Source organism: Staphylococcus sp. HMSC34G04 (assembly GCF_001838765.1).
Taxonomy (GTDB): Bacteria; Bacillota; Bacilli; order Staphylococcales; family Staphylococcaceae; genus Staphylococcus; species Staphylococcus epidermidis.
In genome coordinates this window covers 13,831-36,472 of sequence record NZ_KV838690.1, presented here as the reverse complement: position 1 = coordinate 36,472, position 22,642 = coordinate 13,831, and the positions used below count along the sequence as shown (strand labels likewise).

22 protein-coding genes are annotated in these 22,642 nt (G+C 31.9%); 19 read left to right on the top strand and 3 right to left on the bottom strand.

Translation table 11 applies throughout. The features are described 5' to 3' along the window. The first annotated feature begins 102 nt into the window (after window positions 1–102). Window positions 103–540 carry a 50S ribosomal protein L13 gene (rplM, locus tag HMPREF3241_RS00970; protein ID WP_001829751.1) on the top strand — a complete coding sequence of 146 codons (438 nt, stop codon included), beginning with the start codon at window positions 103–105 and terminating at the stop codon, window positions 538–540. A gap of 19 nt (window positions 541–559) precedes the next feature. Beyond that, entirely contained in the window at window positions 560–952 is a 393-nt protein-coding gene (gene rpsI / locus HMPREF3241_RS00965) for a 30S ribosomal protein S9 (RefSeq protein ID WP_001829714.1), read from the top strand. Window positions 953–1,213: 261 nt separating this feature from the next. Here the strand turns inward: rpsI and HMPREF3241_RS00960 are convergent, their stop codons facing one another. Further along, window positions 1,214–1,954 carry an NAD-dependent protein deacylase gene (locus HMPREF3241_RS00960; RefSeq protein WP_070853385.1) on the bottom strand — a complete coding sequence of 247 codons (741 nt, stop codon included), beginning with the start codon at window positions 1,952–1,954 and terminating at the stop codon, window positions 1,214–1,216. A gap of 297 nt (window positions 1,955–2,251) precedes the next feature. On the opposite strand from HMPREF3241_RS00960, the gene HMPREF3241_RS00955 reads away from it, so the two are divergent. The 9 genes from HMPREF3241_RS00955 (at window position 2,252) to HMPREF3241_RS00915 (ending at window position 10,895) form a co-directional block, all read left to right on the top strand. Beyond that, window positions 2,252–3,007, top strand: a complete 756-nt coding sequence (locus tag HMPREF3241_RS00955) for a DeoR/GlpR family DNA-binding transcription regulator (RefSeq protein WP_020359644.1) — start codon at window positions 2,252–2,254, stop codon at window positions 3,005–3,007. A 353-nt stretch (window positions 3,008–3,360) separates the two neighbouring features. Next, the gene (gene lacA / locus HMPREF3241_RS00950) at window positions 3,361–3,789 is read left to right on the top strand and encodes a galactose-6-phosphate isomerase subunit LacA (protein ID WP_002447342.1); all 429 of its coding nucleotides are present in this window, start codon (window positions 3,361–3,363) and stop codon (window positions 3,787–3,789) included. Window positions 3,790–3,803: 14 nt separating this feature from the next. Next, window positions 3,804–4,319 carry a galactose-6-phosphate isomerase subunit LacB gene (gene lacB, locus HMPREF3241_RS00945; RefSeq protein ID WP_002457936.1) on the top strand — a complete coding sequence of 172 codons (516 nt, stop codon included), beginning with the start codon at window positions 3,804–3,806 and terminating at the stop codon, window positions 4,317–4,319. Window positions 4,320–4,331: 12 nt separating this feature from the next. Beyond that, complete coding sequence (locus tag HMPREF3241_RS00940) at window positions 4,332–5,264, top strand: tagatose-6-phosphate kinase (RefSeq protein WP_070853384.1); 933 nt, start codon at window positions 4,332–4,334, stop codon at window positions 5,262–5,264. A 3-nt stretch (window positions 5,265–5,267) separates the two neighbouring features. After that, entirely contained in the window at window positions 5,268–6,245 is a 978-nt protein-coding gene (gene lacD / locus HMPREF3241_RS00935; RefSeq protein WP_002447345.1) for a tagatose-bisphosphate aldolase, read from the top strand. A gap of 19 nt (window positions 6,246–6,264) precedes the next feature. Then, on the top strand, window positions 6,265–6,579 hold the full coding sequence (locus HMPREF3241_RS00930; protein WP_001829758.1) for a PTS lactose/cellobiose transporter subunit IIA: 315 nt from the start codon (window positions 6,265–6,267) through the stop codon (window positions 6,577–6,579). Window positions 6,580–6,584: 5 nt separating this feature from the next. Next, entirely contained in the window at window positions 6,585–8,333 is a 1,749-nt protein-coding gene (locus HMPREF3241_RS00925; RefSeq protein ID WP_070853383.1) for a lactose-specific PTS transporter subunit EIIC, read from the top strand. Window positions 8,334–8,348: 15 nt separating this feature from the next. Next, window positions 8,349–9,761 (top strand): 6-phospho-beta-galactosidase, encoded by a 1,413-nt coding sequence (gene lacG / locus HMPREF3241_RS00920; protein WP_002447347.1) that lies wholly within the window; start codon window positions 8,349–8,351, stop codon window positions 9,759–9,761. Between the two features lie 267 nt (window positions 9,762–10,028). Then, window positions 10,029–10,895, top strand: a complete 867-nt coding sequence (locus HMPREF3241_RS00915) for an alpha/beta hydrolase (RefSeq protein ID WP_002496103.1) — start codon at window positions 10,029–10,031, stop codon at window positions 10,893–10,895. A 76-nt stretch (window positions 10,896–10,971) separates the two neighbouring features. Here HMPREF3241_RS00915 and HMPREF3241_RS00910 read toward each other — a convergent pair whose 3' ends face one another. Then, the gene (locus tag HMPREF3241_RS00910; protein WP_002474907.1) at window positions 10,972–11,997 is read right to left on the bottom strand and encodes an LLM class flavin-dependent oxidoreductase; all 1,026 of its coding nucleotides are present in this window, start codon (window positions 11,995–11,997) and stop codon (window positions 10,972–10,974) included. Between the two features lie 139 nt (window positions 11,998–12,136). Here HMPREF3241_RS00910 and HMPREF3241_RS00905 point away from each other — a divergent pair, with 139 nt between their 5' ends. From HMPREF3241_RS00905 to HMPREF3241_RS00885, 5 genes are all read left to right on the top strand, one after another. Continuing rightward, window positions 12,137–13,141 (top strand): NADP-dependent oxidoreductase, encoded by a 1,005-nt coding sequence (locus HMPREF3241_RS00905; protein ID WP_002474912.1) that lies wholly within the window; start codon window positions 12,137–12,139, stop codon window positions 13,139–13,141. A 98-nt stretch (window positions 13,142–13,239) separates the two neighbouring features. Further along, the gene (locus HMPREF3241_RS00900) at window positions 13,240–14,250 is read left to right on the top strand and encodes a zinc-binding alcohol dehydrogenase family protein (RefSeq protein ID WP_002474903.1); all 1,011 of its coding nucleotides are present in this window, start codon (window positions 13,240–13,242) and stop codon (window positions 14,248–14,250) included. A gap of 794 nt (window positions 14,251–15,044) precedes the next feature. Next, the gene (gene amaP / locus HMPREF3241_RS00895) at window positions 15,045–15,581 is read left to right on the top strand and encodes an alkaline shock response membrane anchor protein AmaP (RefSeq protein ID WP_002458394.1); all 537 of its coding nucleotides are present in this window, start codon (window positions 15,045–15,047) and stop codon (window positions 15,579–15,581) included. Window positions 15,582–15,593: 12 nt separating this feature from the next. Then, window positions 15,594–15,833 carry a DUF2273 domain-containing protein gene (locus tag HMPREF3241_RS00890; RefSeq protein ID WP_001829717.1) on the top strand — a complete coding sequence of 80 codons (240 nt, stop codon included), beginning with the start codon at window positions 15,594–15,596 and terminating at the stop codon, window positions 15,831–15,833. 73 nt (window positions 15,834–15,906) lie between these two features. Next, complete coding sequence (locus HMPREF3241_RS00885; RefSeq protein WP_002447353.1) at window positions 15,907–16,407, top strand: Asp23/Gls24 family envelope stress response protein; 501 nt, start codon at window positions 15,907–15,909, stop codon at window positions 16,405–16,407. A gap of 60 nt (window positions 16,408–16,467) precedes the next feature. Here HMPREF3241_RS00885 and HMPREF3241_RS00880 read toward each other — a convergent pair whose 3' ends face one another. Beyond that, window positions 16,468–18,429, bottom strand: a complete 1,962-nt coding sequence (locus HMPREF3241_RS00880) for an IucA/IucC family protein (RefSeq protein ID WP_002496343.1) — start codon at window positions 18,427–18,429, stop codon at window positions 16,468–16,470. A 102-nt stretch (window positions 18,430–18,531) separates the two neighbouring features. Here HMPREF3241_RS00880 and HMPREF3241_RS00875 point away from each other — a divergent pair, with 102 nt between their 5' ends. The 3 genes from HMPREF3241_RS00875 to HMPREF3241_RS00865 are packed head-to-tail and all read left to right on the top strand — an operon-like array spanning window position 18,532 to window position 22,525. Next, the gene (locus HMPREF3241_RS00875; RefSeq protein ID WP_002486632.1) at window positions 18,532–19,713 is read left to right on the top strand and encodes an MFS transporter; all 1,182 of its coding nucleotides are present in this window, start codon (window positions 18,532–18,534) and stop codon (window positions 19,711–19,713) included. Beyond that, on the top strand, window positions 19,703–21,460 hold the full coding sequence (locus HMPREF3241_RS00870) for an IucA/IucC family protein (protein ID WP_002496344.1): 1,758 nt from the start codon (window positions 19,703–19,705) through the stop codon (window positions 21,458–21,460). The genes HMPREF3241_RS00875 and HMPREF3241_RS00870 overlap by 11 nt, the downstream gene beginning before the upstream one ends. Before the next feature lie 3 nt (window positions 21,461–21,463). Then, on the top strand, window positions 21,464–22,525 hold the full coding sequence (locus tag HMPREF3241_RS00865; protein ID WP_002458398.1) for an alanine/ornithine racemase family PLP-dependent enzyme: 1,062 nt from the start codon (window positions 21,464–21,466) through the stop codon (window positions 22,523–22,525). Window positions 22,526–22,642 lie beyond the last annotated feature (117 nt).

Here is a 22,642-nt window from a genome sequence, read left to right as displayed (position 1 = left end):
TAACAATAATGATAGTTGTTAGTGCAATAAACATAGGTTCGAATGTGATTTATTCGCACTGCAATAATGAACGAAGCATTTATTTTTAGGAGGACAATTATTATGCGTCAAACATTTATGGCAAATGAATCAAACATTGAGCGCAAATGGTATGTTATTGATGCTGAAGGCCAAACATTAGGTCGTTTATCATCAGAAGTAGCTGCTATATTACGCGGTAAAAATAAAGTAACTTACACACCACACGTTGATACTGGTGATTATGTAATTATCATTAATGCATCTAAAATTGAATTTACTGGTAACAAAGAACAAGATAAAATGTACCACCGTCATTCAAATCACCCAGGTGGTTTAAAATCAATCTCTGCTGGTGAATTAAAAAGAACAAATCCTGAACGTTTATTAGAAACTTCAATTAAAGGTATGTTACCAAGTACACGCTTAGGTGAAAAACAAGGTAAAAAATTATTTGTATATGGTGGCGCTGAACATCCACACGCTGCACAACAACCAGAAAACTACGAGTTACGTGGTTAATTAGAAGGAGGAAATTACATTGGCACAAGTTGAATATAAAGGCACAGGCCGTCGTAAAAACTCAGTAGCACGTGTACGTTTAGTACCTGGCGAAGGTAACATTACTGTTAACGAACGTGATGTACGTGACTACTTACCATTCGAATCATTAATTTTAGACTTAAATCAACCATTTGATGTTACTGAAACTAAAGGTAACTATGATGTTTTAGTTAACGTACATGGTGGTGGATTTACTGGACAAGCTCAAGCAATCCGACATGGAATTGCACGTGCTTTATTAGAAGCAGATCCTGAATACAGAGGTTCTTTAAAACGCGCTGGATTACTTACTCGTGATCCACGTATGAAAGAACGTAAAAAACCAGGTCTTAAAAAAGCACGTCGTTCTCCACAATTCTCAAAACGTTAATTTTTGGCGAACAACATTTACACTTCCCATTTATTGGGAAGTGTTTTTTATAATTAAAGACTGGGACAATTAAATGTCCCAGTCTTTATTGTTACGTAGGATTTAGATTATTCAATTAAAAAGCACACCATATTCAAGCTTTTTCAATACTATGCTATGCCCTAAAATAAGGAAGTGTCATCAAGAAATTCTACCGACTTGACGTGTTTGATTTTGGAGCATGAGTAGTGGATTTTGAACTTAATTTGACTTCTATATTACTTAACTATTACTATTTACAATTTCTTCTATAACACTAGTCATGTCATCGTGTATAACTAGGCTAGCTGTATGATCATATGGAGTTGCATCTCTATTGATGATAACTAGGTTGTCACCTTTAAATTCTGATACAAAACCAGCAGCAGGCTGTACAACAAGTGATGAACCTAATACGATGAGTGTATCTGCATGTTGAATTTTATCTAATGCCTTGAAGACTGTTTTTTGATTTAACATCTCGCCGTATAAAACAATATCAGGTCTGATGACAATACCACATTTTTCACAATATTTGAGATGATGTGTCATGACATATGATTTTGAGTACTCCTCATAACAGTTAATACAATAAAAGCGATTAAGTGTGCCGTGTAGCTCATCAATATTGTGACTTCCTGCATCTTCATGTAAACCATCTATATTTTGAGTGATGACGCCAAGTGATTTTTGTTGATTTTCTAGTTGTGCTATCCATTGATGAACAATATTAGGTTTTTTATCAGCAATTAAAAGTCTTTCATGATAAAAGTTTATAAAACTTTCTTTATTATCATGTAAATGATCAATGCTAAGCAAATACTCTGGAGACTGTCCATCCTTTGATATTTCATCATACAAGCCACCCATTGAGCGAAAATCTGGAATTCCGCTTGCAACTGAAACACCAGCTCCTGTAAAGAAAACAATTTGATTAGAGTTGTTTACGATATCTTTTAACTGTTGAATATCTGTTTTTTTCATTTGTTTTCACCTCATTATCATAGATATTATGTAAGTACTCATTTATTATCAACTACAATATAATTTAATATTAAAGAATTCATGTTATGATTTAAAGTAATGATAGAAGGTATTTCTAACTTTTTAATGAAAATCGGTAGTATTTTTGAAAAATCAAAATAATTATATAAAAAAATGTGATATTTAAAATATACAATATCGATTTTAAATTTGTATGATAGTAAATGATAAACTTCTAAAATAATGAAACTGTTTCAATATTATGATATATAGTAATTATAGGAAGTGAATAAATCAATGAACAAATATGATAGATTAGATGAAATCACAAAATTAGTAAATAAAAGAGGTTCTGTAAGAACAAACGAAATTGTCGAAGATCTAAATGTTTCAGATATGACTGTGCGCCGTGATCTTGCTGAGCTCGAAGAAAAAGGTGTTCTCACTAAAATACATGGTGGCGCTCGTAGTAATTCAGCTTTCCAATATAAAGAAATGTCGCATCAAGAAAAACATACACGTTTTATTGAAGAAAAACGATTTATAGCAAAGAATGCAGTAGATTTAATTGAAGATGGAGATACTATTTTCTTAGGTCCTGGTACTACGGTTCAAAAATTAGCTGAAGAAATAAATCATTATTCATTAACGATTATTACTAATTGTTTACCAGTATTTAATATATTAATGAAAAAACAAACGTTACATTTCAGAGTCTATTTATTAGGTGGAGAAATGCGTGATTTAACTGAAGCATTTGTAGGTGAGATGACAAATCAATTATTAAGTCAACTAAGATTTAGTAAAATGTTTTTTAGTAGTAATGGTGTTAAAGATGGTCTAGCTATGACATCCTCAATAGAAGAGGCTTATACGCAACAAATTGCACTTAGCCATTCGTTGGAAAAATATTTATTGATTGACTCTTCAAAAATTGGTAAGGATGATTTTTCATCATTTTGTGAGCTTCGTGAACTCAATGCAGTTTTAACAGATAATAATGACTTGGAAAAGAAAGAAAAAATAGAATCATATGTTGAGGTTATTAGTTAATGTCGTTAACATATTGCCTTTAAAGTGATCATAAAGATTATGTCAATTAAACATTATTATAAAGTAATAAAATCAAGTGATAAGAATTGTAAAATTAAATATCTAGTTTAAGTAAAAACAGCAATAAATTTTTAAAATTTATTGCTGTTTTTTTGTTTAAATAAACATTTTACATGGAGAAAAACAACAATTTCTCTTTAAATCAACATGTATCAAACAAAATTACGTGACAATTGTTTGATATGTGTTGATTATTTGTTTGAATATGTTTATAATTTAGGTGTAAAGATTTGAAAGCGCTTTTTCAAAAATACATGTGTTTAAACACCTTAATTCAAAAAAGGAGACTTATTATGACGATTATTATTGGTTCAGATGTAGATGGCAAACGCTTAAAAGAATTAATTAAAGCTTATTTGGAAGACAACGATTATGATGTTTTAGATGTCACAGAAGGAAAAGATTTAGACTTTGTTGATTCTACAGTCTCTGTAGCTAAAGAAGTTCAAAAGTCCGACGACAATCTAGGTATTGCTATAGATGCCTATGGTGCAGGTAGTTTTATTGTTGCAACTAAAATTAAGGGAATGATTGCGGCTGAGGTTTCAGATGAGCGTTCAGCTTACATGACACGTAGTCATAATAATGCACGCATGATTACTATGGGAGCCGAAATTGTTGGAGATACGCTCGCTAAAAATGTCGCAAAAGAATTTGTCAATGGTCATTACGATGGTGGACGTCATCAAATCCGCGTAGATATGTTAAATAAAATGTGTTAATAGGAGGAATAAAAATGAAAATTGCAATAGGTTGCGATCATATTGTTACTGATACAAAAATGGAAGTTTCACAACACTTAAAATCACAGGGACACGAAGTGATAGATGTTGGAACTTATGATTTTACACGTACACATTATCCGATTTATGGAAAAAAGGTAGGAGAAAAAGTTGCGAGTGGTGAAGCAGATTTAGGTGTATGTATTTGTGGCACTGGTGTAGGAATTAGTAACGCTGCAAACAAAGTACCTGGTGTTAGAACTGCTTTAGTTAGAGATATGACATCAGCGCTTTATTCTAAAGAAGAGTTAAATGCAAATGTTGTAAGTTTTGGCGGTAAGGTAGCAGGTGAATTATTTATTTTCGACATCGTTGATGCATTCATTGAGGCAGAGTACAAACCTACTGAGGAAAATAAAAAATTAATTGCTAAAATCAATCATTTAGAAGCACATAACAATGACCAAACTGATCCACATTTCTTCGATGAGTTCTTAGAAAAATGGAATAAAGGTGAATATCACGATTAAGGATGATGTCCAATGATTTTAACATTAACTTTAAATCCCTCAGTTGATATATCTTATCCTTTAGATCAGTTTAATTTAGATACTGTTAATAGGGTATCTCAAACAAGCAAAACAGCAGGCGGTAAAGGATTAAATGTTACTAGAGTATTGTCTGAATTTGGTGAAGACGTAATAGCAAGTGGTTTTTTAGGTGGAGCATTAGGTCAATATATTGAAGAACAAATAGAAACTACTCGTATTAAACAAGCATTTTTCAAAATCAAAGGCGAAACACGAAATTGTATTGCGATACTACATGAGGGACAACAAACTGAGATCCTTGAAAAGGGTCCCACGATTGAACTTAACGAATCAGAGGAATTCAAGTCACATCTATTAAAACTTTTCAAAGAAACTGATGTGGCTGTTATGTCTGGTAGTCTGCCCAAAGGACTTAATACTGATTATTATACGGATATTGTGAGATTAGCAAAAGAACAAGGAATTTTGACCATTTTAGATAGCTCTGGTCAATCACTTGAGGAAGTTCTTATTAGTAATGTGAAACCTACAGTAATTAAACCTAATATAGATGAATTATCACAGTTTTTAAAATACAAAGTAACAAGTGATATTAAAGAATTGAAAACGGCAGTAAGTCAGCCAATATTTAATGATATTGAATGGATTATTGTTTCATTGGGCAGTGAAGGTGCTTTTGCAAAACATAATCATAAATTTTACAAGGTGAATATCCCCAACATTAAAGTAGTTAATCCTGTTGGATCAGGAGATTCCACCGTAGCAGGTATTGCTTCTGCACTCATTCATCAACAAACCGATGAAGAGTTATTAAAAAAAGCAAATGCATTCGGAATGCTAAATGCAATGGAACAACAAACAGGTCATATTAATACAGATAAATTTGACGAAATATTCAAACAAATAGAAGTTATAGAGGTGTAATTTATGACAAAATCACAACAAAAAGTGTCATCAATTGAGAAATTAAGTAATCAAGAAGGTATTATTTCAGCTTTAGCATTTGATCAACGTGGTGCATTAAAAAGAATGATGGCAGAACATCAATCTGAAACACCAACAGTAGAGCAAATAGAACAATTAAAAGTACTTGTTTCCGAAGAATTAACTCAATATGCGTCTTCAATTTTATTGGATCCAGAATATGGTTTACCAGCATCGGATGCTCGAAATAATGACTGCGGACTATTACTTGCATACGAAAAAACTGGATATGATGTGAATGCGAAAGGTCGCTTGCCAGATTGCTTGGTAGAATGGTCTGCGAAACGTTTGAAAGAGCAAGGGGCCAATGCAGTTAAATTTTTACTTTATTATGATGTAGATGACACAGAAGAAATTAATATACAAAAGAAAGCATATATTGAAAGAATTGGTTCAGAATGTGTTGCCGAAGATATTCCTTTCTTCTTGGAAGTTTTAACATATGACGACAATATTCCTGACAATAAAAGTGCAGAATTCGCTAAAGTCAAGCCACATAAAGTTAATGAAGCAATGAAGTTATTCTCTGAAGATCGTTTTAATGTGGATGTACTTAAAGTAGAAGTACCTGTGAATATGAATTTTGTGGAAGGATTTTCAGAAGGAGAAGTTGTCTATACTAAAGAAGAAGCTGCACAACATTTCCGTGATCAAGATGAAGCTACTCACTTACCATATATTTATTTAAGTGCAGGTGTATCAGCGGAATTGTTCCAAGATACATTAAAATTTGCGCATGATTCTGGTGCGCAATTCAATGGTGTTTTATGTGGACGTGCCACATGGTCAGGAGCAGTTAAGGTATACATTGAAGAAGGAGAGCAAGCTGCTAGAGAATGGTTGCGTACGGTAGGATTTAAAAATATTGATGATTTGAATACAGTATTGAAAACAACAGCTACATCATGGAAAAACAAATAATGTAAGGGAGGATATTCAAATGAATAGAGATGAGGTACAATTACTCGGATTTGAAATTGTTGCCTATGCTGGGGATGCACGTTCAAAATTATTAGAAGCTTTAAATGCTGCTAAAGATAGTGAATTTGATAAAGCAGAACAACTTGTAGAGGAAGCGAATGAATGTATTGCCAATGCACATAAAGCACAAACTAATCTTCTAGCTCAAGAGGCTAAAGGGGAGGATATCGCATATAGTATCACTATGATTCATGGTCAAGACCATTTAATGACAACATTACTTTTAAAGGACTTAATGAAGCATTTAATTGAATTATACAAAAAAGGGAGCTGACCCCTATGAATAAATTAATAGCATGGATAGAAAAAGGAAAGCCTTTCTTTGAAAAAATATCACGAAATATCTATTTAAGAGCGATTCGTGATGGATTTATTGCTGCTATTCCAATTATCTTATTCTCAAGTATATTTATTTTAATTACCTATGTACCAAATGTGTTTGGTTTTACTTGGAGTAAAACAATGGAAGGTATATTGATGAAACCCTATAACTATACAATGGGAATAGTTGGTTTGCTTGTAGCAGGAACCACAGCTAAATCCTTAACTGATTCTTACAATCGAAAACTAGATAAAACGAATCAAATTAACTTTATTTCGACAATGATGGCAGCTATTTGTGGATTTTTATTCTTAGCTGCTGATCCTGTTAAAGATGGTGGATTTTCTAGTGCATTTATGGGTACAAAAGGTTTATTGACAGCCTTTATTTCCGCGTTTATTACCGTGATTGTTTATAATTTCTTTGTCAAAAGAAATATTACCATTAAAATGCCTAAAGAAGTCCCACCAAATATATCTCAAGTATTTAAAGATATTTTCCCTTTATCAGCAGTTATTTTAATTTTGTATGCTTTAGATTTACTTTCTAGAGCAATAGTTCACACGAATGTAGCAAATGCAGTACTAAAAGTATTTGAGCCACTATTTACTGCGGCAGATGGTTGGATTGGGGTTACACTCATATTCGGTGCGTTTGCGTTCTTCTGGTTTGTAGGTATTCATGGACCTTCTATTGTTGAACCAGCGATTGCAGCAATTACTTATGCGAACCTTGAAACAAATTTACACTTAATACAAGCTGGAGAACATGCTGATAAAGTGATTACACCGGGTACACAGATGTTCGTAGCAACTATGGGAGGAACCGGTGCAACATTAGTTGTTTCATTTATGTTTATGTGGTTAACAAAATCAAAAAGAAATAAAGCGATAGGTAGAGCATCAGTCGTACCTACATTCTTTGGTGTCAATGAACCCATACTTTTTGGTGCACCACTCGTGCTAAATCCGGTATTCTTTATACCCTTTATTTTTGCACCTATAGTAAACATATGGATTTTTAAATTTTTTGTTGATGTCTTAAACATGAATAGTTTTAGTATCTTTTTACCTTGGACTACTCCTGGTCCACTCGGTATTATTATGGGGACTGGATTTGCATTTTGGTCATTTGTGTTAGCAATATTACTTATTGTTGTTGATGTGATCATTTACTATCCATTCTTAAAAGTATACGATGAACAAGTGCTTGAAGAAGAATTAGGAAATAAAGAAGCAAATAATGAATTAAAAGAAAAAGTATCAGCAAACTTTGATACGAAAAAAGCCGATGCTATTTTAGCAACTGCAGGGGCAAGTGAAGCGGATACTGATGATACATCTTCAGTTGATGAAACAACTTCTACATCCTCTACAGATACTATTAGTGAACAAACAAATGTTTTAGTTTTATGTGCAGGTGGAGGTACAAGTGGTTTACTAGCTAATGCTTTAAATAAAGCTGCTGAAGAGTATGAAGTACCAGTAAAAGCAGCAGCAGGTGGTTATGGTGCACATATGGATATTATGAAAGATTATCAATTAATTATCTTAGCACCACAAGTTGCTTCTAATTATGAAGATATTAAACAAGATACTGATCGCTTAGGAATTAAATTAGCCAAAACTGAAGGCGCTCAATATATCAAGTTAACAAGAGACGGTGAGGCGGCTTTAGAATTTGTAAAACAACAATTTAACAATTAAAAAGGAGTTTTATATATGACTAAGAAATTACCTGATGACTTTATTTTTGGTGGAGCAACCGCTGCATATCAAGCAGAAGGAGCTACTCAGACTGATGGTAAAGGGCGTGTCGCTTGGGACACGTATTTAGAGGAGAATTATTGGTACACAGCTGAACCAGCAAGTGATTTTTATAACAGATATCCTGTTGACTTGGAATTAAGTGAACGCTTTGGTGTAAATGGTATACGTATCTCAATTGCTTGGTCTCGTATTTTTCCTAAAGGTTACGGTGAAGTGAATCAAAAAGGTGTCGAGTATTATCATAACCTTTTCAAAGAATGTCATAAGCGTCATGTCGAGCCTTTTGTAACATTACATCACTTTGACACACCAGAAGTACTTCACAAAGATGGAGATTTCTTAAATCGTAAAACTATAGATTATTTTGTAGATTATGCTGAATTTTGTTTCAAAGAATTTCCAGAAGTTAAGTATTGGACAACATTCAATGAAATTGGGCCAATTGGTGATGGTCAATATTTAGTTGGTAAATTCCCTCCAGGTATCAAATATGACTTTGAAAAAGTATTCCAATCTCATCATAATATGATGGTTGCACACGCACGTGCTGTTAAACTTTTTAAAGATAAAAATTATAAGGGAGAAATAGGTGTTGTCCATGCATTACCTACAAAATATCCATATGATCCATCTAATCCTGAAGATGTGAGAGCAGCCGAACTTGAAGATATTATTCATAATAAATTTATTTTAGATGCAACATACCTTGGTAAGTACTCACGTGAAACGATGGAAGGAGTACAACACATCCTATCTGTGAATGGTGGTCAATTAGAGATTTCTGATGAAGACTACAAAATTTTAGATGAAGCTAAGGATTTAAACGATTTCTTAGGTATTAATTATTATATGAGTGACTGGATGCGTGGTTATGAAGGTGAATCTGAAATAACACATAATGCTACTGGTGATAAAGGTGGATCTAAGTATCAACTTAAAGGTGTAGGACAACGTGAATTTGATGTTGATGTTCCTAGAACCGATTGGGATTGGATGATTTATCCACAAGGTTTATATGACCAAATTATGCGTGTAGTAAAAGATTATCCAAATTATCATAAGATTTATATTACTGAAAATGGATTAGGATATAAAGATGTATTCGATGAAAAAGAAAAAACAGTACATGACGATGCACGAATTGACTATATTAAACAGCATCTAAATGTGATAGCAGATGCGATTGCAGACGGTGCCAATGTTAAAGGATACTTCTTATGGTCTCTAATGGATGTATTTTCATGGTCAAATGGTTATGAAAAAAGATACGGTTTATTCTATGTTGATTTTGAAACACAAGAAAGATTCCCTAAAAAAAGTGCATATTGGTACAAAGAACTTGCAGAGAGTAAAGAAATTAAATAAAAGCTAAATATTAACTAGAAAAAAGACAGTTGACTAAGAGCACTTATTAAAGTATTTAAAACAAAAACGATTATTTCCAATGAAAATGATTTGGAAATAATCGTTTTTTTACGTATATTCTTTTTCAAGTAAAGTAGTTTAAAATAGAGTTATGTCTCATTGTGATATACCTTATCGAACTAAGATTATTTTAAAGTAATCCCATAAATCAAATAAATTTTTACTAGTAATAGTATAATTAATAAATAAACATGAAGAGGGCTAATGATGAAGTCAAAATTCACAATTCTATTATTTACAATCTTATCTACGACAGTATTAGTTTTATTTATTATTTATAACAAAACTCAATCGCAATCATACATTTCGACTCAATATTCTAATAATAAATTAAAAACAACGGCAACAATTTTTTTACATGGTTATGGTGGTAGCGAACGCTCAGAAACGTTTATGGTCAAACAAGCATTAAATAAAAATGTAACCAATGAAGTGATAACCGCTAGAGTAAGTCGTGAAGGAAAAGTATATTTTGATAAAAAATTAAGTAAAGATGCAGCTAACCCTATTGTCAAAGTAGAATTTAAAGATAATAAAAATGGAAATTTTAAAGAAAATGCTTTCTGGATTAAAGAAATTCTATCACAACTAAAAAGTCAATTTGGAATTCAACAATTTAATTTTGTAGGACATTCAATGGGGAACATGTCATTTGCTTTTTACATGAAAAATTATGGAGACGATCTGCATTTGCCACAACTTAAAAAAGAAGTTAATATAGCGGGAGTTTATAACGGGGTTTTGAATATGAATGAGGAAGTGAATGAAATTATCATAGATAAACAGGGAAAACCAAGTAGAATGAATCCCGCATATCGACAATTGTTATCATTGCATAAGATTTATAGTGGTAAGGAAATAGAAGTTTTAAATATCTACGGAGATTTACAAGATGGCTCACATTCAGATGGACGTGTGTCAAATAGCTCTTCTCAATCGCTTCAATATTTACTAAGAGGTAGCGCTAAGTCTTATCAAGAAATGAAATTTAAAGGTGCAAAGGCACAACATAGTCAATTACATGAGAATAAAGATGTTGCAAATAAAATCATACAATTCTTATGGGGAACTTAAAAGTAGTAAACAAAACGCACGATTGAATGATAACTTGACTTTCAAGTGAATCAATCGTGCGTCTTTTAGTAATAGTCTAAAATTCATCGCGTGAACAAGATGGAATCAATTCATTCGCAATTAACTCAATTAATTCCATTCTAGCGTCTTCACCAAATACATGAGGTAAGATGAGGATTTCATCCACTTTAAATTGTTGATGAAGTAAGGTAAGTTGTTCCGCAACATCATTTGGCATTCCGTATATGATTTTTGATTTCATCTTTTCAAGCTTTTCTAATTCTCGTTGACTATAATGCTTGCTATGTGCTGTTTCAATCGATGGATAGCTCTTAGGTTGATTTAAATAGTTAATACGCATCAACCAAAGTTGAAGCGCATGTAGCAATTGTTTAACTCTAGACAAATTAGGAGCTGTTACTACAAAAGTTGCTAAAATAACATATGGTTTTGCATTATTAATTTCACCATGATAAGCTTTGAAATATTTTCGATAAGTGCTTATAGCTTCATGAAGGTCAGTCTCAGATTGTCCCATTCGTGCAATAACAAAAGGTAGTCCCCGCTGAGCGGCTAATTTTGCGCTTCTATTACTCATACCTAAAATATATAGCTGAGGAAATGAAGTAACCATAGGTGTGGCTAATAATGATTTGAAACGATGGTCATGAGATGTATCGTTATTGAAGTATTTAAGCAAATCAGTAATCTGAGTATTGAATGGTAATTTTTTATTTTTGTTTTCATTTAATGCTTCATTAACATTTTTAAAGCTTGGCGAACGCCCGATAGCCATATCGATACGTTGGGGGTGTCTTGCTTCCATAATTTTAAATTGTTCAGCTACTTTATAAGGACTATAATGTGGTAACATCACACCTCCACTACCAACTCTGATGTGTTGTGTGTGTTCTAAAATTGACATCATTATTATTTCGGGTGCGCTCGAAACAACAGAATAAACTTGATGATGTTCTGCAACCCAGTATCGTAAGTACCCAAGTTTCTCAGCGTGTTGGGCTAATTCAATACTATGCTTTAGGGCGTCATTTGGGCTACGCCCTTCGAACAACGGGACATAATCAAGTAAACTTAATCTCATGAACACACATCTCCTATTCATTTATATTCACGATACTATAAATACTATTATATATTATACAAATGATATGTAATGATTGCGATCGAATTGTTTAGGGAAACATAAAAGCATAAACAATTATTATAAGGATGATGATGATATGAATAATGAACAAATAATATTTAATAAAGTACCAGACGGAATGCCACAAGACGATACATTTAAATATGAAGATATAGATGTTATTGAACCTTCAGAAAACGAATTGCAATTGAAAACATTATATATATCGGTTGATCCATATATGAGGGGACGTATGACAAATGCTGATTCTTATGTAGATCCTTTCAAACAAGGGGAACCTTTTAATGGACATACAGTATCTAAAGTTTTAAAATCCAAGGATAGTAATTTTGATGAAGGTGATATAGTAGTGGGCATGCTTCCTTGGAAAAAAATCAATACAGTAAATAGTGAGTATGTTAACAAAGTACCTTCTTCTGACGTACCATTACATCTTTATCTTAGTGTGTTGGGGATGCCAGGTCAGACAGCTTATCATGGACTACTTGATATCGGACAACCTAAAGAAGGTGAAACAGTAGTTATTTCAGCAGCTTCAGGTGCAGTTGGCTCAGTTGTGGGCCAAATTGCGAAACTTAAAGGTTGCAGAGTCGTTGGTATAGCAGGTGGAGATGAAAAAGTGAACTATCTAAAAAAAGAACTTCATTTTGATGCTGGTATCGATTACAAAAAAGATAACTTCCCTGAAGCCTTAAAAGAAGCGGTGCCTAACGGTATAGATGTCTACTTTGAAAATGTAGGTGGATATATTGGCGATGAAGTCTTCAAACATCTCAATACACATGCAAGAATTCCTGTTTGTGGTGCGATTTCATCCTATAATCATCCAGAAAAAGACATTGGGCCACGCATTCAGCAAACATTGATTAAAAATCAAGCAATGATGAGAGGTTTCTTAGTAGCGGAATTCGCTGATAATTTTAAAGAAGCGAGCAAGCAATTAGCTGAATGGGTTCAAGAGAATAAAATTAAAACACAAGTTTCAGTAGAAGATGGTTTTGATAAACTACCGCAAGCCTTTAGAAATCTGCTAACTGGTGATAATTTTGGTAAACAAGTTATTAAAGTGGCAAGTGAATAAAAACAAAGCATTAATTTATTTGACGATAAAACGTTTACACTATAAGTAGTAAATTGAAGTGATATAATAAAATTAAATAATTTTAAAGAGGTGGCACTATGAAAGCGATAGGATTTAAATCTCCATTCCAATTAGATGAAGGAAATTGTTTTGAGGAATTTAATTTTGATATACCTCATCCATCCGGCCATGAATTATTAGTCAAGGTTCAAAGTATTAGTGTGAATCCTGTTGATACAAAACAGCGTACGATGCCAGTTGACAAAGCGCCACGTGTACTTGGCTTTGATGCTGTTGGTGTGATTGAAAAGATTGGAGATCAAGTGTCAATGTTTCAAGAAGGGGACGTCGTTTTTTATTCAGGTTCCCCTAACCAAAATGGTTCGAATGAAGAATACCAATTAATAGAGGAGTATTTAGTAGCTAAAGCACCTAAAAATTTGAAAAGTGAACAAGCAGCTAGCCTACCTTTAACTGGGCTAACAGCTTATGAAACGCTTTTCGATGTTTTTGGGATTTCAAAAAATCCTTCTGAAAATAAAGGTAAATCTTTGTTAATAATTAATGGAGCAGGTGGTGTAGGTAGTATTGCAACACAGATAGCGAAATTTTATGGGTTGAAGGTTATTACAACTGCTTCGAGAGAGGATACTATAAAGTGGTCTATTAATATGGGTGCTGATATTGTACTGAATCATAGGAAAGATTTACGTCAACAATTTAAAGATAATCATATTGAGGGTGTTGACTATATCTTTTGTACATTTGATACAGATAAGTATTATGAAATGATGGTTAACTTAGTTAAACCTAGAGGACATATTGCGACAATTGTCGCATTTAATTCGCAACAAGATTTAAATTTATTGAAATCTAAAAGTGTAACATTTACGCATGAATTTATGTTTTCAAGACCATTACACCATACAGATGATGTAATCAAACACCATGAATATCTTAAGGATATAGCAGAAAAGGTTGAACAGGGATATTATCAACCAACTACCACGAAAGTTATCAACGGATTAAATGTAGATAGCCTTTATGAAGCGCATCAAATTTTAGAGTCTCATTCTATGATTGGTAAGCTTGTTATCAATCTTAAGTAAAAAACGTTATATAAATGTCAGTATATGTATGAAAAGGCGACAACATTTATTATCCTAATTCAGTTTAAAGTTTTAATATGAATCATAATCGATACGAGATAAGCGTTTATTTTAACGCAGTGATTAATCATTAATACACCATAAAAGCCTGGAACATTTGATGTTCCAGGCTTTTATATTTGTCATTTGAAATTATTAATCATTTCAAACAGAGTGTGATAGAACATGTATATTTAATCTTTTGATGTAGTGTATTAGTAGACTATAGCCATGAATTTTAATTTAAGCACTTTTACTTTATTTGAATAATGATATTCATACTTAAGTCTACTGTTTGTACCAATCGTGTTTAAATATGCTTAGTTCCTGCCTAGTGATTAATATTATTTTATATAAGTTGGTGTAATATTTTGTTCCTACACGCAGTAACATAAAGTCATTACAATATAGCTTATAGTGATTTTATTAACATTTTCATTAATGGTTATTGCAATTATTCGATTCTAATACAAATCTCCAATAAAAGAACAATCTATACGTTATCAGACATATATAACACGGACATGAAAAACTATATATTAAAATTTAAAAGCTCTATAATGAAAATAAAATTAATTTGCTTAATCCTGGTTTTCTTTTAAAAAAATAGGGAATAACGATTGTAAGATGTACTTCTTTAAATATATTTTAAATTAGATATCAATTTGAATTATTAATGTTTTAAAAAATATTTATAGGGTACCTAATTGATGTATAATCTAAAATTAACTTTTGCTAAGGAGGTGACGTGCGAGGTGAAAAGACTTAAGAATTTTATTCTCGGCTTACTCATTGTGGCTATAGTTGGCTTCCTATTATTTATGTATATAGATGATAGTCGCATTCAAAGTTATCAAGACTACTTCTTACAATTTAATTGGTTCCAACCACTATTGATTGGGCTTGCAGGATTACTTATATTAATAGGACTTATATTAGTACTTAGTATTTTTAAACCTACGCATCGCAAACCTGGACTTTATAAAGACTTTGATGATGGACATATTTACGTATCACGTAAAGCTGTTGAAAAAACAATTTACGATACAATCGCTAAATATGATCAAGTTAGACAACCAAACGTTGTAAGTAAGCTCTATAACAAAAAGAATAAATCATTCATTGACATCAAAACAGATTTCTTCGTACCAAACCATGTTCAAGTTAAGAGTTTAACAGAGAGTATCCGTGCTGATATCAAAAGTAATGTTGAACACTTTACTGAAATTCCTGTAAGAAAATTAGAAGTTAACGTACGTGATCAGAAAACATCTGGTCCACGCGTATTGTAAGGGAGGGATACCATGGCTGATAATAACAATCAAAACGGACAAGACGCTACTCAACAATTTATAAATATTTTAAAATCGTTTAAATGGCGTATTATTGGATTTTTAGCATTTTTAATTATAGCTATATTATTCCTAACTCTTGGATTCTGGAAGACAATTTTAATTATAGTCTTATGTTTAATAGGAATCGGTATCGGGTATATTAAAGACCGTACTCAAGATTTCTTAAACTTCCTAAATAGATGGAGTTAGACTCAGATATTAAGAAGTTTCTAATCAATTAATTTATGGATAAAACTAATTTAAAAATAAAGGAGAATGTATTATGGCAGTAGATAACAATAAAGCTAAACAAGCATATGATAATCAAACAGGTGTTAATGAACAAGAAAGAAAAGAGCAACAACAAGCTCAAAATAATCAACCTCAATTTGAAAACAAATTAACTTTCTCAGATGAAGTAGTTGAAAAAATTGCTGGTATTGCAGCACGTGAAGTTAAAGGAATTTTAGACATGAAAGGTGGCTTCACAGACAGCTTTACTAACGCTTTCTCAAGCGGTAACAATGTAACTACAGGCGTATCTGTAGAAGTCGGAGAAAAACAAGCTGCTGTAGATTTAAAAGTTATTTTAGAATATGGTGAATCTGCACCTAAAATTTTCCGTAAAGTGACAGACTTAGTTAAAGAACAAGTAAAATATATTACTGGTTTAGAAGTTGTTGAAGTTAACATGCAAGTTGACGACGTAATGACAAAAAAAGAATGGCAACAAAAAAACGAAAAAGATAACAAAGAAAACAATGAAAGAGAAGGTTTAAAATAATCAATCTCTTGATGTATACCAAAAAAGCACTTGAGCATGATGCTCAAGTGCTTTTTGATTTTATAAATCATTCTTTCTATGAAGTGGATTATTCACTTTAATATACGTATATTCATGTGCTTGATTCTCTAAACGCATTGTTGTGACACACTTGTAATCGATTTCGGATGCGAAAATAGTGCGCTTGATGTTGTTGAGATGTTGTTTTGAAATGTGAGTCATGTGATTAAAAATGTCTTCTACTGTTTGTGCAATAATTTGCCATATTTCTTGTTCAAGGACTTTACTATCAGAATATTTAGCTATTGTAATAACGAGTTCACCTAAATGATTTTGAACTGTTGAATAGAACATTTTATTAAATACTGATGTTTTAGAAGTTGTAAGGATTCTAGATTTTTCATGGAAATGTTGAGTAGTAAATCCAGCATTATTCAATTGTTCTTTATCAATACGTAATCCTTCAAAGTCCCTTATATAAATCATGTTAAGTGAGCCATCTTTATTAAAGGTAGCCACTGAATTTTGTAAATGTGCCTCTAGCGAAATTCCGTATTTTGAATAAAGAGGGATAACTAAGCCAAGAAGAGCTTTGCTATAATCTTTAATCCATTGTTTCGCTGCTTCTTCAAAATTTTTATATTGATGTGTATTTTGATAAGTTTTGATTAAAGTACAAATTGGTGCTTCGGTATTATAAGGATATGTCGCAACCAAACTTGATGGAATTACTGGCACTGTTTCATTAGATATAAACTGATATAAATTATTTCTAAACAAAGTCCCTAATTGTTCACTTCGATCTGTTTGAATTGTCTCATTGTCGTTTCGACTATAAAAATGAATCCCTGCATTTTCATCGATATAAGTAGATTGATAACGTGAAAAATCTTCATCTTTTGACATAATCTCCCTTAAAATTTGCGTCACTAATGGTCCATTATAGGTCGTTTGTTCAGACAATGTTCGAATCTCACCAGTTATATGCACATTCGTCGATAATTTGATATGCGGGGATAAATCAGGTTGTTTAGGTACTAACGTTCTAAATGATAGACCAGCATAGTATGGTACTGAATGATTACTTATCAATATTAACTTTTCGTTTAGTTCATCCTGATAATCACTTTGTAAAATATGTTTTACTTGCCAAGGGTGAACCATCATCAAATGATAATTTTGTAAATTAAAATCTTCGCCAAATTCTTTTTCTAAGGTTTTAATTAAGTCAGGAAACATTTGCTTTACGGCATTATTGTAATCTACATTCAATGATTGAATACGACTTATACTTTTATGAATAAACACGGCTTTTAGATGAATAACATTACCAAATTCTGATGAATACATAAAGTTTTCCTTAGCATTCATTCCTTTTCTTAACTTAGCACCAGGATGAAGAGGATGGCCTTCGATGACAGATTGTTCAGAACGCAAGTAACTATCATTTGCATTTTTAATAAGGTGATATAATGGCGCTCTTTCATTACGCATCGTATGGTGTTGGAAACTTAAAGCAAAAGTCATATTAGCTGCACTATTATTTAAATCATTTCTAAATTGTACGCTAGCCTCGTTATTTAAGTTTTCATCTTCAATTAATATCCAATCTAGTATTTGATTAGGATGTAGTACACGTTCAAAATCATCTTCTTTACTTAGATTTTTAAAATAAAATGGTCCTTCGACATCAAGGCGATCGAATGCATGCATTCCAGTTATTGGAGCATACAAATAAATATTTGATGTTGGAAAATAGATTTCTAAAATGGCAATAACATTAACTCCGTAACCAGCAAAATGACGTCGATTAAGTACACGACTATGATCGCGACTTTTTACTAAATTCTCCCTATGTAAAGATGTAATTAAACGTTGACTTATTTTATCACGTCCATCTAATAAATGATCAATATAATTAGAAGACCACTTAGAATCATGATGTTTAAGAAAGTCATGTACATTATGCTCATCTTCAGTCATTATTATATTTTGTTTATTTATAAATTGATTGAAATTCATAATTCACCTCTTAAAAATATTTTACAAAAATAAATAACATTTGTATAATCCATATTAATGATAATGATAATTATTATCAACGAAAAAGACAGGTGGAATTTGATGGCAAAATATTTCTTTTCCAGTTCTTTTCTGTTATTTTTAGGAAATTGGATTGGTCAAGTGGGGTTAAATTGGTTCGTACTCACAACATATCATAATGCTGTATATTTAGGCTTAGTTAATTTCTGTCGTCTTATACCTATTTTACTATTAAGTGTTTGGGCAGGATCCATAGCTGATAAATATGACAAAGGTCTCCTGTTACGTATCACTATTAGTTCATCATTCATCATTACAGCATTATTGTGTTTACTTACATATAGTCTTAACACTATACCGATTTTCATCATACTTTTATATGCAACATTTAGGGGGATACTAAGTGCTGTAGAAACTCCGGTGAGACAAGCAGTTTTACCTGATTTATCTAGTAAAATTTCTACAACTCAAGCAGTTTCTTTTCATTCGTTCATTATTAATATATGTCGATCAATAGGACCCGCAATAGCGGGTGGCTTAATAGCTGTATATCATACACCCACTACATTTTTAGCTCAAGCAGTGTGCTATTTTATCGCGGCAGTTTTATGTATACCTGTTCATTTTGAAGTCATAGTAAGTCAAAAAGAAGAAAAAGCACTACCACTTAAAGTTGTACTAAATTATTTTAAGAGTAATTTAGAAGGTAGTCAGATATTCATTACCTCTATTATTATTATGGCAACAGGCTTTTCTTATACTACAGTTTTACCAGTATTGACAAACCATATTTTTCCTGGTCAATCGCAAGTGTTTGGTATAGCTATGACTTTTTGTGCGATTGGAGGAATAGTTGCAACGATAGTCTTACCATCAATTTTAAAACACTTAAGTACAGTAAAAATGTATTATCTCAGTTCAATATTGTTTGGTATGGCTTTACTAGGTATTATCATACATCATTTAGTAGTCATGTTTATATGTATTACGTTAATAGGTTTGTTTAGTCAATGGGCTAGAACAACTAATAGAGTTTATTTTCAACATAGTGTAAAGGACTGTGATAGAGGGAAAGTATTAAGTATTGTAATGATGGATCGAGGTATGATTCCGTTAGGTAGTTTAATAATGAGCTTTTTCGCGGATATGTTCGGTATTTTAACTACATTTACTATTATGGGAATTAGCACTATTAGTATTTCAATCATTTTTTATATCATACAACGTATTTCGAATATGGAGGAGAGCAATAATGAATCATAAGGAATGGCTTTTAGCTGACAAAAACATCCAATATCGAACGATTAACGCAATGATTAAGGAACATATTGTTTCTGAAGGTATGTGTATTAAAGAAGGTACTCATAAAGTTGAAATTTTTCTCAATGAGCACCTTTTATCGTTAAAAGTAGCTCGAAAAAGTGCCTTAAAAAGATATGTTTTTTCTGGTGACATAGTATTGAAAAATAAAAAATTGTCTCAATCAGTTGAAAGTGTAGAAGAACTTCTTCAAATACTAACGGAAATATTTCATATCAACATTTCAAAACGATTATACGATGAATTAATTCATAGTAGGGATAGTTTGTATGAAACGTATAAACATTTTTATAATAGACAAACACTCATTCATCAGAGTATGAAATTTAGTAAATTGCCCGATTCTATAAATTTTATAGCTTGGCTACAACATTTACAAGATAGTGGTATGACAGATGATTTAAGTTACTCGGAAAGCCTTGTGATAGAAGGGCATCCCACACATCCTTTAACAAAAACTAAATTGCCTCTTAGTACTAATGAACTAAAGCTATATGCACCGGAATTTGAAAAAGTTATTCCATTAAATATTATGCTTATTGAAAAAAATCATGTAGTAACAACAGCAATAAATGATGATCAGAATTTTATTCTGAATCAAGTTATTCCTGAATATCGAGATCGTTTAAAATGCTACCTCGAGCCACTTCGATTAAGTCTTAACAATTACAGATTAATGTTGATACATCCTTGGCAATATGATTATATTATCGGCGAACAATTTGAAGAATGGATAGCCAAGAAAATCTTACTACCTACGCCATTTACTGTTGAGGCCAAAGCTACTTTATCATTTAGAACAATGGACTTAATTCATAAACCATATCATGTAAAATTGCCAGTAAATGTTCAAGCTACAAGTGCTATTAGAACAGTTTCATCAGTTACAACTGTAGATGGTCCTAAGTTAAGTCATGCATTACAAGGATTGCTTCAGGAATTTCCAGAACTTCAAGTCGCGATGGAACCTTTTGGAGCTTATGCTCACACGGCATCTGATTTATCAAAACAATTAGCGCTTATTATACGTCAAAAACCAACGATATATGATTATGGGTGCACAGTTGTAACAGCTAGTTTAGTTAATCCTAATCCAATTGATAATCATGCAGTTGTAGATAGTTATTTAAAATGGATAGAAAACGAAATCACACTTGATCATATTAAGCATTTTATAGCAATTTATACACAAACCTTAGTTACACCACTTATTGCGTATATTCAAAATTATGGCATAGCACTTGAAGCGCATATGCAAAATACGATTGTTAATCTTGGACCTAATTATAAAATGAAATTCATTGTACGTGATTTAGGTGGTTCTCGTATAGATTTAAATACACTTAAACAGAAAGTTCCTCAAATAGATGTTACAAATGAAAGTCTTATTGCAGATAATATTGAGGAGGTTATTGCTAAATTTCAACATGCAGTGATTCAAAATCAGCTAGCAGAATTGATTCATCATTTTAATCAGTATGATGAAGTAATAGAAGAAGAATTATTTGAGATTGTGCGTGAAGAAATCGAAATGGCAATCGATAATGACAAGCCACATGCTGAAAAATTGAAAAAATTATTGTTTGGATCAACTATCACAGTCAAAGCTTTATTAAGTATGAGAATGGAAAATAAAGTGAAAAAATATTTAAATACCAAGTTAGATAATCCAATAAAAAAAGAGGTGTAGTACATGGCAAATGTTCGTGTCAATTTATCTAAAATTAAATATAATGCCAAAGTACTTCAATCGTTATTAGAATGTAAACAAATTCATTTCACACCAGTAATTAAATGTGTCGCAGGGGATAAACATATTGTATCAAGTATTAAGTCTTTAGGAATTACACATTTTGCTGAATCAAGACTAGATAATATTGAACAACTCAAAGATTTAGGCATTACATTTACATTGTTACGACCTACTGTTGAAGCAGATTTGGAAAAGATGATTTCAAGAGTAGAAATGAGTATCCAAACTGAATTAACCACAATCAAAAAACTTAATACGTTAGCAAAATCTCTTGATATTAAACATCAAATCATGCTAATGGTTGACTGGAAAGATGGTAGAGAAGGGGTCTTGACCTATGATGTGGTACGCTATGTACAAGAAATACTTAAATTATCTCACATACAACTTGTTGGCTTGGCATTTAATTTTATGTGCTTTAAATCAGAAGCACCCAATGAAAAAGATGTTCGTATGATAAACAAATTTATACATGATGTAGAAAGTGAAACTCATTTTAAGTTTAGAATTATTTCAGGTGGAAATTCGAGTATGTTACCTCAAACACTGTACAATCATTTAGATAAAATCAATGATCTTCGTATAGGGGAAGCATTATTAAGGGGTATAGATACGACGACAAATCATTCAATTAATAGCTTATATCAAAATGCGATAGTATTAGAAGCAGAAATTATAGAAATAAAACCACGCCTATATCAAAAAAATAATCAATCTTATTTACAAGCCATAGTTGATATCGGTTATTTAGATACTTTTATCGAGGGGATAAAACCTCTTGGGGATGATATAAGAATATTAGGTGCATCAAGTGACCATTTAATGATTGATTTAAATAACCAAGATCATTATCAGATCGGAGATAAACTTCAATTTAGCTTGAATTATGAAGCGCTGTCTCAGAGCATGTATATGAAAAATTTAACTAAGTTATATAGTAGTGATTCAAAAATAGAATCCCTTGTTCAAAACTTTGATATGCCCATATATTCCCACTGCTGAAAGTGTTTATTTACCTTTAAATCAACGCACCGTTCCAAATTAAATTTTGATAGGCATTACTTATTAAAATTAGCATTTTTATATAAACATCATTTGTTCAGCGTTGGATTAATTATG